Origin of the sequence: Rohdeia mirabilis, assembly GCA_007750655.1 — a bacterium.
In the GTDB taxonomy this organism is placed as follows: Bacteria; Planctomycetota; UBA1135; order UBA1135.
On record CP036290.1, the window covers coordinates 3,528,926 to 3,542,527 of the forward strand.

The 13,602-nt window shown below is 71.0% G+C and carries 10 protein-coding genes; 3 read left to right on the top strand and 7 right to left on the bottom strand.

Translation table 11 applies throughout. The annotated features are described in order from the left end of the window. The first annotated feature begins 56 nt into the window (after window positions 1-56). Window positions 57-413 (top strand): hypothetical protein, encoded by a 357-nt coding sequence (locus Pla163_RS13135; protein ID WP_145189133.1) that lies wholly within the window; start codon window positions 57-59, stop codon window positions 411-413. A 202-nt stretch (window positions 414-615) separates the two neighbouring features. On the opposite strand, the gene Pla163_RS13140 is transcribed toward Pla163_RS13135, so the two are convergent. Next, window positions 616-1,776 (bottom strand): peptidylprolyl isomerase, encoded by a 1,161-nt coding sequence (locus tag Pla163_RS13140; RefSeq protein WP_419185916.1) that lies wholly within the window; start codon window positions 1,774-1,776, stop codon window positions 616-618. Window positions 1,777-1,889: 113 nt separating this feature from the next. On the opposite strand from Pla163_RS13140, the gene Pla163_RS13145 reads away from it, so the two are divergent. Then, the gene (locus Pla163_RS13145; protein ID WP_145189139.1) at window positions 1,890-2,675 is read left to right on the top strand and encodes an SDR family NAD(P)-dependent oxidoreductase; all 786 of its coding nucleotides are present in this window, start codon (window positions 1,890-1,892) and stop codon (window positions 2,673-2,675) included. 11 nt (window positions 2,676-2,686) lie between these two features. Here the strand turns inward: Pla163_RS13145 and Pla163_RS13150 are convergent, their stop codons facing one another. The 4 genes from Pla163_RS13150 to Pla163_RS13165 form a co-directional block, all read right to left on the bottom strand. Then, the gene (locus Pla163_RS13150) at window positions 2,687-4,183 is read right to left on the bottom strand and encodes an FAD-dependent oxidoreductase (protein ID WP_145189142.1); all 1,497 of its coding nucleotides are present in this window, start codon (window positions 4,181-4,183) and stop codon (window positions 2,687-2,689) included. A gap of 110 nt (window positions 4,184-4,293) precedes the next feature. Next, window positions 4,294-5,979, bottom strand: coding sequence for a hypothetical protein (locus Pla163_RS13155; protein WP_145189146.1), 1,686 nt, complete (start codon window positions 5,977-5,979; stop codon window positions 4,294-4,296). Between the two features lie 50 nt (window positions 5,980-6,029). Further along, window positions 6,030-7,571: a vWA domain-containing protein gene (locus tag Pla163_RS13160; RefSeq protein ID WP_145189149.1), complete on the bottom strand. Its 1,542-nt coding sequence runs from the start codon at window positions 7,569-7,571 to the stop codon at window positions 6,030-6,032. A gap of 181 nt (window positions 7,572-7,752) precedes the next feature. Beyond that, a complete protein-coding gene (locus Pla163_RS13165; protein ID WP_145189152.1) occupies window positions 7,753-9,744 on the bottom strand; it encodes a sensor histidine kinase in 1,992 nt (663 codons plus the stop codon). A 52-nt stretch (window positions 9,745-9,796) separates the two neighbouring features. Between Pla163_RS13165 and Pla163_RS13170 the strand changes: the two genes are divergently transcribed. Next, a complete protein-coding gene (locus Pla163_RS13170; protein WP_419185917.1) occupies window positions 9,797-10,915 on the top strand; it encodes a glycosyltransferase family 9 protein in 1,119 nt (372 codons plus the stop codon). On the opposite strand, the gene Pla163_RS13175 is transcribed toward Pla163_RS13170, so the two are convergent. Together Pla163_RS13175 and Pla163_RS13180 are read right to left on the bottom strand one after the other, a co-directional pair. After that, window positions 10,912-12,198, bottom strand: a complete 1,287-nt coding sequence (locus Pla163_RS13175) for a tetratricopeptide repeat protein (protein ID WP_145189158.1) — start codon at window positions 12,196-12,198, stop codon at window positions 10,912-10,914. The two genes, Pla163_RS13170 and Pla163_RS13175, sit on opposite strands and share 4 nt — an antisense overlap. Window positions 12,199-12,424: 226 nt before the next feature. Continuing rightward, window positions 12,425-13,570, bottom strand: coding sequence for an LptF/LptG family permease (locus Pla163_RS13180; RefSeq protein ID WP_419185918.1), 1,146 nt, complete (start codon window positions 13,568-13,570; stop codon window positions 12,425-12,427). Window positions 13,571-13,602: the final 32 nt, after the last annotated feature.

Genomic DNA, 13,602 nt, shown 5'->3' on the forward strand with positions numbered 1-13,602 from the left:
ACGACCGCGGCGCCGAAGGCTGGCCGCGCGGCCCGCGGGCGGGCTATCGTCCCAGCGTGAACCAGGTCCAGACCGTCCGACTCGCCGCCGCCTGTGCCGCTCTCCTCGTGGGCTCGTCCTGCGCGAGCGTGTCCTTCGACCGCACCACGCAGACTTCCGGCACGTTCCGCTCGTCCGGGCTGTCGCTGACGATCCTGTCGTTCGACCTGCCCCGTCGTGCGATCGACACGGCCTACGAGAACGCGTCGGACGCGCAGCAGCCGAACACCGTGCCCACGTCCGAGTGGATCTTCCCGAACCTCGGGCCGCTCGACTGGCTGCTCGACATCATCGGGATCCGCTACGCCGTCGTCGAAGGCACCTGGGGCTTCGACGACGAGGGCAGCTTCACGACCGAGGGCGACGCGGAGTAGCGCGACGGATTCGCGCTCGACCACGACGGGCGTCCCTGACTAGTGGTGTGATTCGCTCTCTTGGGGCATTTCCATCGTCCCGTACGGGCGCGCTGCTGCGTTGCGCCTCCTCCGAGACTCACAGCGAAGTCGAGTCGTCGGCGCGCCTTGCATCGCATCCCGTACGGAACGCCGAAATGCCCCAACAGAGCGAATCACACCACTAGCGCAGGCGTTCGACGAAGACCCAACCCACGTTCGTCGCCTGGGGCCCGAGCAGGCCGCCGGGTTCGAGTCGGAACGCCTCGTGCATGAAGGGCGGCAGAGAGGGCTGGCGACGGTGGACCCACCCGATGTATCCGCGGCGCTCGCGTCCACCCGAAGGATCGTCGTCGAGCTCGACCGCCAGATCGCCGAGGTCGGCTCCGGCCGCCAGGCGTTCACCGAGTTCGCTGGCCAACTCGGCCGCCTCGGTCGACGTGCGGTCCGGCAGCGGCAGCGGCAGCGTGTGCTCGGAGTGCAGGAGCGCGAGGCCGCGGAACTCGTACCAGTTGTTCTCGGCGAGCTCCTTCGGGATGTCGTCGACCGGCACGCGCTGCACCAGGTACCAGCCGTAGGGCGTGTCGATGGGCGCGGACACTTCGCCGACCTCGAGCTCGAAGACCGCAGCCTTCACCAGGCGATCGGCGGGTCCGCGCTCGAACACCGCGAGCGCTCCCCCGCGCGCGGCCGAGACCGGATCTTCCGACTCCGCGGCGGCCACCTCGGCGAAGTCGGCGCCGTCCGCGATGACGGCGCGCAGACTCTCGGCGCGGACGCGTGACTCGTCCGTCGATCCGGCCACGAGGAGCACGCGACAGCCGGCGAGACGCTCGATGCGCTGCAGCACGTGGATACCGGTCGGCGTCGCGATCGGTTCGGAGATCTGGCCCAGATCGGCCGAGAAGAGGAAGGCGTCGAGGTCCTCCTGCAGCACGCCCGGCGGGAAGGAACCGAGCACGCCACCGAGCGGCGCGTCGGGTGCGCTCGAGTAGCGGCGCGCGACGGCCGAGAAGTCCGCGCCGTCGAGCAGCGCCCGGCGCAGAGAGCGCGCCAGCTCGAGCGCTTCCTCCAGCGTCCGATCCACGTTGCGCGCGGCACCCAGCGCGTCCACGTGCACGAGCTGCACGTGCCGGACCGCACGGACCTCGGGCGGCGACTCGCCGAAGTAGAGCGGGCTCGCGAAGAGCGAGTTGCGGATCCGGTCGGGAGCGTCGGTGGCGACTTCGGCTCCGGTGGACGGCGCGTCCTGCTGGTCCGCCCGCGGGCCACCGAACGACGGCGCGAGGCACGCCCCGACGACGGTGAACAGGAGAACGAGCCGGAGCCCGAAGCGGTGGAGCATGAGCGGGACGTGGTGCATGGCGGTGGCGCGCTGTGCCTGCGTTCTGGCGGCGCGGATGGTCGTGGAGGGTAGCCTGTCGACCAGCGGCGGACGACGCGTCGGTCGCGACACGTATGGAAGAGCAACGCGGGTGGGCCCTGGTGACCGGTGCCTCGGCGGGCCTCGGCGAGCAGTTCGCGCTGGCCCTCGCGGCCCGCGGTCAGGACGTGGTGCTCGTCGCGCGGCGAATCGAACGCCTCGAGGCGCTGGCGCGACGCATCACCGATTCGACTGGACGACGGGTCGAAGTGGTCGGTCTCGACCTGCTCGCGCCGAACGCCGCGGAGCGTCTGGTCGAGCACTGCGCCGCCGCCGGCATCGAGGTCGAGCTCCTCGTCAACAACGCCGGCTTCGGCACACAGGGTGCGTTCGCCGCGCTCGACCGCGATCGCCAGCTCGACATGCTGCGGCTCAACGCTTCGGTCCTGACCGACCTCACGCACCGCTTCCTCCCGGCGCTGCTCGCCCGCCGTCGCGGCGCAATCCTGAACGTCGCGTCGACAGCGGCCTTCATGCCGGGTGCCGGACTGGGCGTCTACTACGCCAGCAAGGCCTACGTCCTGCACTTCACCGAGGCCCTCGCCGTCGAACTCGAGGGCACGGGCGTGCGCGCCAGCGCACTGTGCCCGGGTCCGACCGAGACCGAGTTCCGCGACGTCGCCGGACGTCCGCGATCCGGCCTTCTCGACCGCGTCGCGATGCAGGCGCTCCCCGTGGTCGAGGCGGGGCTCGCGGGCCTCGAGCGCGGACGCGTCGTCGTCGTCCCCGGGCTCTTCAACAAGCTCTGTGTCGTCGGCGTCCGCTGTCTGCCGCGATCTCTCGTGCGACGCGCCATCGGGCGCATCCAGGCCACGGACTGAACGCTCGGGCCTCAGCTCTGGGTGCCGACGCCGGCCCAGGTGCTCGCTCGCTGGAAGCGGATCGACTGCTCGCGCGCCACCATCCGCGGGACCACGTCGAGCGACATCTCGATGCACTCGTCGGTGTTGCAGTAGCGGAAGATGCCCTGACGACCGAGCGGCACGACGTTGGTGACGCGCGACAGGTCGTCGAGCACCTCCTCCACGATCTCGGCGTAGCCGTTGACCTGCATCGGGTAGGCGCGCCGGACCCGCACGACCTTCCACTCGACGACCTCGTCTCGACTGGCGAGTTTCAGGCGCTCCAACTCGTCCGTGCAGAGCTCGAGGATGCGTTCGTCGGGCATCTCCCAGAAGCGCTCGCCGGGATTCGACGACAGTTCGAAGGTGAGGCCCGTCCGGCCCGCCGGCGCCATCCCCGCGTTGAAGTGGCCGAAGTCGGTGACGCGCTGGAACGGAATCTCCACGCCGGGGAAGTAGACCCAGTGGTGGTCCAGGACCTGCGGGCGATCGAAGCCGACGAAGCAGAACACCATGCCTCGGAACCCGAGTCGCGAAACGTGCGACGCGACGAGCGGTGACCGCGGGCGGACGAGCGGGAAGAACTCGGGCAGCGAGATGGTCGAGACCAGGTAGTCGAAGTCGCGCGCGGTCGTTCCGTCCTCGAACCGCAGCTCGGTCGCGCGCTCGCCGCTGCCGTCGAGTTCCACGCCGAGCAGGCGCTGGCCGAGGTGGATGCGACCACCGAGGCGTTCGAACTCGCGCGCCATGGCGTTCCCGAGCTCCCCCATCCCTCCGCGGACGTAGTGGAAGTTGTGCCGCTGCTCGTCGTGCGTCTCCTCGAACTCCTCCTTTCCGAAGAGCTGCAGCTTCAGGGACTTCACCGCCAGCGCCACGATCGAGTCGGAAGCGATGCGTTGCGACGCGGTCCGCGCGTCCAGGAGCGACGGCGAGAGGCCCCACACCTTGCGCGTGTACGGCCCGAAGTAGAAGTCGAAGAGCGTGTCGCCGAAGTGACCACGCACCCACTCCTCGAGGTTCGCGGGAGGGCGCCGCCGCGTCAGTCCGCGCAGTCGTGCCGCCGCGGCATCGGCGAGGGCGCGAACGAGGAAACGCTTGCGAACCTTCTGCAGCAGGTCGGCGAGCTTGAACGGATAGGCGATGAAACGGTCCTGGAAGTACTGGGCCGAGCGCTTGCGGACCTGGAGCAGGTCGTCGCCGCACAGTTCCTTCAGGAGTTCGAGCAGCTCGGCGTTGTCGGTGACGAGTTCGTGCGGACCGAAGTCGAACAGGAACGATCCGACGCCGAAGCAGCCCGCCAGCCCGCCCGAGTGCGGCAGAGCCTCGTACACGTCCACCTCCAGTCCGGCGCGTCGGGCCAACAGCGCCGTCGACAGGCCCGTCACCCCACCACCGACGATCGCGATGCGGGCGGGGCTCGTGCTCGCGTCCGCGGGAGGGATCGCGGGTCCGCCGCTGAGGGGGTCGGATTCGGTCGGGCCAGGCATGGGGGGGGCTCGAAGTCTAGCCCCCGAGCGGGCCGGAAGCGGAGCTCGATGCAGGGCACCGTCCGTCGCAGCCGCCCCCCGACCGGACCTCGGGCCGGAGGGCTCCTCGGTCAGGGTCCGGGTTCGAGCGCGTCGAGCACCCGATCGTTCGCGAGCGCGGCGGGCAAGCACAGGCGCCAGCTCCTGCGCGGCCCCAGCGACTCGAGCAGCTCGGTGTTGCGCCGGGTTCCGAGGTCGCGCACGAAGAGCACCTGTGCACCCAGCGGGTCGGCACCGCCGAACACCCAGTCGACGTTCTCCCAGTGGCGGCGCTCGTCCGGCGAGAGGCCGGAGTGGTCGGTGCGGACGAAGACCACGTCGCGACCGTCGAGCGCGGTCAGATCGCTGATGAGTTCGTTGCGTCGCTCGGGCCAGGTCGGGCGCCAGGCCTGCAGCTGGACCACGCTCTGTGCCACCGTGACCACGAGGACCGCGGCCGCGGCGAAGCGCGCTGCCGACCGCAGGCCGATGCTCGGCGCGTTCGCGAGAGCAGAGGCTCCCGACGCACACACGAGGATCACCACCGCGGTGAAGGGCGCCGCGTAGTGTTCGTTGTCGAAGGACTCGAGCGCCAGTGCCGCCAGCCCGACGGCGAGCAGCCAACGCCCCGGCCCGGCTCCCGCCGCGAGCAGACCGACCACGAGGAACGGCAGCCAGACCCAGCCGACGTAGAAGGCGCCGTAGTGCTCGATCTTCTCGGGCAGGACGGCGAGAACGCCAGCTTCGTGGCGGTGCTCCCAGACCGCGAGCGTCCAACCGGTCCACAGCCGCTCGAGCTCCGGGTGCTCGTAGGTCGGACGTTCGAGCGCCGACTGCACGATGAAGTTCGGCGCCGCCGCGTAGCGATCCTCGTGCACCTGGTACGGAAGGGCGAGCGGATCACCGGTGACGGCCGCGTTGTAGCGCGCGAGGAATCCGACGGCCACGACCAGCGCGACGGCCCAGGGCGCGACGCTTCGCAGGGCGACACGCACGGACGGACGTGCGCTGCGATCGCGCCACCAACGCACAGCGACGAACAGGTGCAGCGCGGCGCACAGCGCGAAGCCCTCGAAGGGTCGCGACAGGGCCAGCACGCCGCTGCCCACGCCCAGGGCCAGAGCGTCGACGGGTCGCACCGCGCGGGCGAGACGCAACGCGCCGCCCAGGGCCAACGCGCCACCGGTCGCCGCCACCAGGCCGCCCCAGAAGGACTGGGCCCAGTAGCCGGACGAGGCGAAGCGGGCGATCGCGAGCACGCTCCACACGAGCGACCAACCGCTCGAGAGGCGCGCGCGCAGGGCCCACCACAGAGCCGCCGCGAAGAGCGCCGCGCTGATCCACAACCCGGCCACCGGGTGGCCGAACAGCACCTGCCCCAGCGCGAGCACCAGACCTTGGGCGGGCGGGTACTTCGAGGCGTAGGTCGGCTCGACGATGACGTGGAACGTCTCGAAGTGCGCGGGCGACGGCGGCGTCGGATTGGTCAGCCGTCCGTGCGCGAACGTGTCGGCGGCGAGCAGGTAGCTGAACTCGTCGTGGACCGCCGCCTCGGGCGGACGCAGCACCGCACACAGGGCCGCGAGGCAGAACGCGAGGCCGGCGAGGAGCCAGGGCGTCAGGCGCTCCGGCGGACTCGCGATCTGGAACCGGCGCCCCACCCCGACTCCCCGCCTGCGCGCGAGCAGCCACCCACACACGGCGGCCGCGACCACCCCGAGCGAGCCGAGGAGGTCGCGGCGCGCCACGATCCAGTCGATCTGTGCCTGCGGGTCCACGTGGCGATCCTACGCCAGCGGACCCGCGGGAGCATTCGCGTCGGCCGCGATCACTCGATGTAGAAGCCCATCCCCAGGTTCGTTCCGATCGCGGGCGGCGCGGTCGCGAACTGGTGGATGCCGCTGCTCTGTCCGAACTTCTTCGTCCCGCCGCCCAGCGTGTAGCAGATCGCGTTGGACACCTTCAGCGGGTCACCCGGGAAGTCGTGCGGGTTGTACATGACGATCTGCGAGTAGACGTCGATTCCGACGAGCGAGGGCTCGTCGGGGATCCACAGGTTCGGGATCGAGTCCATCAACACCGGGTAGACGTAGGTCGGCACCACGTAGGCGCGGTCGGTGGCCCCGGGCAGGTCGCTGCCGACCTCGAGTTCCACGGTCTCGAAGCCCAGCGCCCACAGGCAGACGTTGAAGCACTGGTTCTGCTCGATCGTGACCTGCTTGACCGTGTCGGTCGACGCGCCGCCGAGGCAGACGCGCAGGCCGCCCTGGTACGACGCCGAGTTCTCGACACAGGCGCCGCCCAGGACGTCGATCGTGAAGGTGATCTCGACGAACTCGTTCGGATCGTCGGGCAGCACGACGGTCGTCGCGCCGGGCGAGATGCCGGTGATGTAGGGAACGATCTCGCCCTCGGCCTTCAACTCGACGGTGGTCTCGAGCAGGACCGTGGTGAGCGTGTCCTCGATGGCCTGGGCGATGTCCCCCGCCATGGTGATCATCGTGTCGATGCCGCCCGATGCGCTGGTGATGCGTCCGGCCTGACCGACGGTGCCCAGGATGGTCGGACACAGCGACGAGTAGCCCGTGGCGTTCGCGCCCGTCGGGTTGTCGTTGAGACCCATCGGCAGGTTGGTCGGCGCCGAGATCGCGATGACGCGCGTGCCACCGACGCCCGCACCGGCGAGGGCCGCGATGACCGAGGCTTCCGTGATGTCCTCGGACAGACCGGTCAACTGCTTGCAGACCGGATCGTGCGAAGGAGCGTCGCCGAACCAGACGATGATGCGCTGGGTGTTGTCGCGCCAACCGAAGTTCGCGGGCGGCTGGGTCGCGAGCATCTCGAGCGCGTAGAAGCCCGCTTCGGCCTGGTCGCCACCGAACTGGGCGACCCACGAGTCGACCGCGCTCTGGATCAGTCCGAGGTCGTTCGTCATCGACTGACGGTGCTCGAACGCGTACTGGTTCTGCGGCTGCAGCGGGAAGTCGCGGTACGCACCGACACCGATGCGCAGGTCGGCGCCGGGGATGGAGAACAGCGACGTCGCGAGCGCACCGACGTTCTGCTTCAGCGCGTCGAGCACGGGCGTCATGCTGCCGGTCGTGTCGGCCAGGAAGTAGATGTCCGCCTTGGGAGCGACCGGGATTCCGGGCACCTTGACGACCGCCTGGAAGGACGTCGCCTCGCCCGGATCGACGGACACGGTGCAGGACGGCGGCTCGATGGTGGGCGCTCCGCTCCCGCCGCCCTGGGCGAGGGCGACGCCGTTCGCCTGGGAGGCGAGGGCGAGGAGGGCGGCAGCGCGGGCGAAGCCAGCGGCGAAGGTGCGCGCGGACGGTGCTTGGGTCGAAGTGGCGGACACGGTGTTCACGATGGGTCGGGTTCCAAGTGGAGGCGGTTCGGGCGGCGGGGACGCGGTGACAAGACCGAGCCAGTGGTCGGCCCGAGCGCCGACGGATCGCGTGTGCGGGCGGGGGAGCTCGCTGCAGACGGACCTCGAAGTTGCATTTCGAGGGCCCGAGTCTACGGAGTCAGGAGGGCTCGACCCTCGCCTAGGAATCCCCGTCGGTCCCGCGTTTCGCCGCGAGTGGGAGATCGAGACGCGCCCGACATCCGGTCCCCTCCTCCGCGGGCCTCTCGACCAGTGAGAGTTCTCCCCCGGCCTCGTCGACCACGCGCCGCGCGATGGCCAGACCGAGTCCCGTGCCGCCCGACTTGCTCGTGAAGTAGGGCTCGAAGAGGCGCGCCTGGGCCTGCGGAGAGAGTCCCACTCCGCGGTCCGTCACGTCGAGGCGCGAGCAGCGACCCGCAGGTCCGTCCGCCGGCCCGCAGCGCACGGTCAAGGGACCGCCGTCGGGCATGGCCTCGAGGCCGTTCGAGATCAGGTTCGTGACCGCTCGCCGCAGTTTGGCGCGGTCGGCGTGCACCGGCGCCGGTTCCGTCTCGAGGTCGATCGAGATCCCCAGTTCGGTCGCGTGGTCGGCGTAGAGCTCGACGATCTCGCGCACCAGCTCGGACAGGTCGAAGTCGCGCGGGACGGGCTTGGCGCCGCCGGTGAACTCGTAGAACCCCGTGGCGATCTCGCGCAGGTGCTCGACCTGACGGCGGATCATGTCGAGGCTGCGCGCGGCGATCGCATCGGCGCGCGGATCCTCTTCGCTGCGCGCGCGCGCCTCGAGGTCGAGCGAGAGCTGGATCGGCGTGAGCGGATTCTTCAGGTCGTGCGCGATCTGACGGGCCATCTCACGCCAGGCGGCGTCCTTCTCGGCCTTCACGAGCCGCTCGCTCTGCACCGACAGCTCGGCCGTCATGCGGTTGAACGCGCGCGCCAGCTGCGCCACCTCGTCGCCCGTGTCGATGCGAATGCGCGCGTCCAGGTCGCCTTCGGCCACGCGCTGGGTGTGGCGCTCGAGCGCGCGGATCGGTGCCACGGTGCGACGCGCGATCATGACGGCCCAGGCCACGACGACGACCAGGACGGCGATCGTGCCGCGCACCAGGATGGCCGACACGCCGCGCGTCGCCCGCTCCACGTCGGCGTTGTCGATGCCCACGCCCACGACCCAGCCGAAACCGCCCTCGTCGCGCCCCGCCGTCCAGGCGAACGCTGCGTTCTTGCGCACGCCGTTGAAGGTGTAAGGGCGATAGAGCCCACCGACGTCGTCCGCGAGCACGTCCTCGACCATTCCGGGCAGTCCGACGCGCGGGCCCGAGACGTGTTCGCCGTACAGCGTGCGGTCGCGGTGCGCGATGATCGTGTCGCCGTCGGTGCCCCAGATCCACGCGTACGGCGACGGCGTCGCTCCACCGCTGACGAAGCCGCGGAAGGCGTCCTTCACGAGCGGCGCTTCGATCAACGACTCGAAGGCCGACCAGTTGACGAGCGCGAGCAGTACGCCCTGTTCGCCCGTGCGCGCTCGAACCTGCACGGCGAGGCCGACGTGGTACCGAGGTGGCTCGTCGCTCTCCGTGCGCCCCAGCCACGAGTCGAAACGCCCCTGTCCGATGCGTCCGACGCCGCCCGCGAGCGCCTCGGTGAACCAAGGCTGCCTGTGGAACTGCTCGAGCGTCAGCGCGGCGATCGTCTCGGATCGTCGCTCCGCCGCGCCGCGCTGCCCCACCACGAGCGGCACACCGCGCTCGTCGAGCAACGCGATCAGGTCGAAGCGCTGCTTGCGCTCGAGGTAGCCGTCGAGGACGCCTTCGTACACCTCGCGGAACGAACCGGCACCGCCCGTCAGTTGTTCGAACGCCGCGGCGTCGACCGCGGGGAGCGCGCCGTCCAGTTCGAAGGCCCCCTCGCCGAGTGCCCAGCCGGCCAGGGGCTCGCGCGCCCACGACTCGAGATCGCCCACCCGTTCGTCGACTTCACGATCGACCCCCGCCGCGAGATCGGTCGCCAGGCCGCGCAGGGTCGCACGTGCGAACTCGAGCGCGAGGCGATCGGTGATCTCGTGGTCGAGGAACAGCGCGAACCCGGCGAAGGGCAGCGCGACCGCGAGCACCACCGCCAGGAGCAGCTTGTTGGACAGGCTGCGCAGCATCGGAGCGCGCATCCTACGAACGCCCGGGACGCGGCGGGTACCCTGCGCCCACGTGGCCGACCCCGAACGCATCCTGATCGTCCGCCTGTCGCACCTGGGCGACGTGGTCCAGACCCTGCCGCTCTTCCACGCCGTGCGCGAGCGCTTCCCCGCGGCGCGGATCGCGTGGGCGATCCAACCGGCCTTCGCTCCGCTCCTCGCCGGGCTCGAAGGTCTCGAGCGCACGATCGAGTTCGATCGCGACGGCGGCTGGCGCGCGTGGATCCGGTTGACGCGCGCGCTGCGCGGCTTCCGACCCGACCTCGCGCTCGACGCGCAGACGAACTGGAAGAGTGCCGCGGTCGCGCGCGCGAGCGGTGCACCGCAGCGCCTGTCGCTGCCGCGCGACCTGTGGCGCGAGCCGAGCGCCGCGCGCCTCATGACCGCGAGCGTGGCCGCCGCCGCCGGGCCGCTCGAGCACGCCCAGGACCGCGTCCTGCACCTGGCGCGCGAAGTGTGCGGGAGCGCGTTCGACGTGCGCCGCGACCCGGGACTCTCCGCGGACGAGCTCCGCGCCGGCCGAGCGCGGCTGGCGCAGTTGGTGCCGCGCCTCGACGATCCGGCCCTGCGTCCGCCCGCGATCGTCCAGGTCTCGCCGGCGACCGACGTGCGCACCCCGCCCGACGCCTCGCTCGTCGCCGCGTTGGTGGAACTGCACCGGCGCCGTGTGCCGACGATCGTGACCTCGGCGCCGCGCGAACTGGCGCGCGCGAAGGCCCTGTGCGACGAAGCGCGGCGGGCGGCGGGCACGCTCGCGATCGGCGCCGACGACCACCGGGACGCCGCGCCCTTCGGAGCGCTGGCGGGCGAGCCCGAGACGTTGCGCAGTTTCGCGTCCTGGCTCGCGGCCGCGGCCGAACGCGACGCGCGCTTCGTCTCCGCCGACAGCGGGCCACTGCACCTGGCGGCCGCCGTCGGCCTGCGCTGCGTGACGCTCGCCGGTCCCTACGACTGGCGCCGCACGGGCGCGTGGCCACCGCCCGATCGCGCCGGATCCACGCACCGCGCCCTGGTGGCCGATCCGGACCTCGAGTGCCGGCCGTGCCTGTCGCGAACGTGCGCGCGACCGGGCGGACGCGAGTGCCTCGAGCGCATCGCGCCCATGCGCATCGCGGACGCGGTGACCGACTAGCCCTGGGCCTGCGCGGCCTCGAGCTCGGCGACGCGCGCGGGAACGTCGCGGTACGTCGGCCAGAAGAGCTCGATCTTGTGAAGGGCGTCGAGACGAGCCTCGTCGTCGCTCGCATCCGCGAACTCGGCGTAGAGCTCGGTGGCGAGGTCGACGTAGCTGCCAAGGGTCCGCTTGCGCGAGATCGCGTCCTTGTAGAAGCCACCGGCCTCCGAGATGACGTAGGCGTAGGCGTCGATGGCCTCTTCGAAGTGGAAGTCGCGCTCGAGCTCGAGCGCGGTCTCGTAGAGCGACTCGAGTCGCGCTTCGCGAGCGGCGTCGAGAGCCACGCCCACCTTCGCTCCCTGGAGGACCGTCCGTTCGGCCAGATCCTCGAGCAGTGCGATCGACTCGTCCGGTTGGCCGTGGCGCAGCATCCGATCGGCCGCGCCCAGTCCGTCCAGCACCTCGACCTCGAGGTCGGCGCTCGCGATCTTCGCGTCGACGCCGTCCAGATCGTCGAGCAGGATCTTCGCGTACCGGTACTCGGCGGCGGCGGCGTGGTAGAGCCCTTCGTCGAGCAGTTGGTCGGCGAGCTGGATGCGCTCCTCCGCCTGCATGGTCAGCACTTCCTCGGCGCGCTGCAGGGCGCTCGGGTCCTGCGCGAGCAGGTCGACGGCCGCGCGGAAGCTGCGCAGCGACTCGGCCATGCGCCGGTTGCGCAGGTCGCGGATGCCGTTGTTGTAGTACTCGCGTCCGCGCGCGTTCCGCCAAGCGGCGAGCATCTCGATGCGCTCGAGTCCGTCGGCGGCGAACTCGTCCCTCGGCCAGAGCGCCACGGCCTCGCGGTAGAGCTCGGCGGCCCCGTCGTAGTCGCCGTCGAGTTCGGCCGTCCAGGCCTCGCTCCGCCGCGTGACGGCCAACATCCGGTTGCACTTGTCGAGCCAGGCCTCGACCAACTCGGGGGCCGCGCCGTCCGACTCGAGCGCGGTGAAGATCTCCTTGGCCTCCAGCAACCTGTCGGCGAAGACGAGCTCGCGGCCGCGGTCGAGCCAGTAGGCGACGCGCGCGCGCTCGGTCAGTGCGGCGGCCTCGGCGTCGTCCGGGGACTCCTCGGAGCGCTGGGCCGCCAGGTGGTAGGCCGCCCGATACTCTCCGCGCCCGAACAGCTCCTCGACGGTGCGATCGGTGTCGGGAGTCGCGCGGCAGCCGCCGAGGAGGCCGAGGGCGAAGAGCCCCGTCACGAGGAGGCGCGGCGAGGTGCCGGGGCGTCGGAGCGAGCCGAGGACGGACATGGGTGCATTCATGGGAGACGTGGTGCGGGCGAGGTCCCGACGCGGCGGACGGCGCTGTCTTTCCGACGACCGGCGCCGGGCGGGGCAGCGCGGGGCGATTGTCCGGGAGCACCCGCCCCGACCCAAGCACGAAGAGGCGTCTCGGGCCGCTCGGACCCGCCGTCGGGGGCGCTGGGCTCCGCTCCACCGGCTCACGGTCCCATCGCGCGATCCAGGTTCGCCCCCCCGGATCGAGCCCCTAGGTGCGCATCGAGCCCGTCAACACCAGCCCCAGACTGCCGAACACCACCGCCGGCAGCCCACAGGCGAAGACCGGTCCGATCTGACCCTGCATGCCCAGGTTGAGGGTCACGAAGTCGGTGGCGAAGTACACCACGCACAGAAGGAAGCCGACGATCATCCCGTTCGTGCCGCGACCGCGCTCGTAGTTGAGGAGGAACGGCAGGCCGACCATCAACAGGACGACGTTGGCCAGGGGGAAGCTCAACAGGTAGTAGCGCAGCGTGCGGTACTGGATGTTCTCGGGGTCGCGGTCTGCCAGGCTCACGGCCTCCGAGTAGGAGAGGTCGAGCGGGTTGTTGCGCCCCTTCCAGGCCACCCACGCGTCGCGCGGCGTGAACGCCATCGCGCCGTCGAGCTCGCGCAGTTCGCGCTGGTCCTGGCTGGCCGCCCCCACTTCGACGAGCCGCCCCTCGAGCAGGCGCCAGGCCCCGTCGGCCGACGCCGAACCACCGTCGCCGCCCTCCCACACGCCCGACGTGGCGCTGTAGCTCAGCCAGGTCCCGTCGCGGTCGCGCACGGCGTTGAAGCCTTCGATGCGCGATCCACGGAGCTCGCGCCGCGCCCAGGGTCCCGTCTGCGCGCGCAGTGCGGGATCGGTCGGCCAGAAGCGCTCGAGCTGGATCATCTCGCCCTCGGAGTCCTTGAGGCGCACGTCCTCGAGCACCATCCAGGGCAGGTGCTCGTCGAGTTCGACCTGCAGAACGCCACGGGCGAATCCGATCGTCGACGAGGCCACTTCCCGCAACCCGATGACGCCGATCGTCAGCAGGAATCCGCCGATGAAGACGGGCGCCAGGAGCCGGCGCGCGCTGATTCCGGCCGACAGCGCCGCGATCACCTCGCGCGCCTTCTGCAGCTTGGCGACCGTGAACATCCCCGCGATGAGCGTGACGAAGGGCGCCACCTGCAGGTACAGGAACGGCAGCTGCAGGACGTAGTAGTGCAGCACCTTCGCGCCCGGCGTCGGCTCGCCGTCGCTCGTGGGTTTCAAGTAGTCGTCGAGGTTGCCGGCCAGGTCCACGACGAGGAACAGGCCCACGACGAGGAGCGTCGCGAGCAGGTACGCGACGATGAAGACGCGCCCGACGTAGCGGTCGAGCATGCCGAACGGAGCCAAGCGTCTGCGTCCGGCGC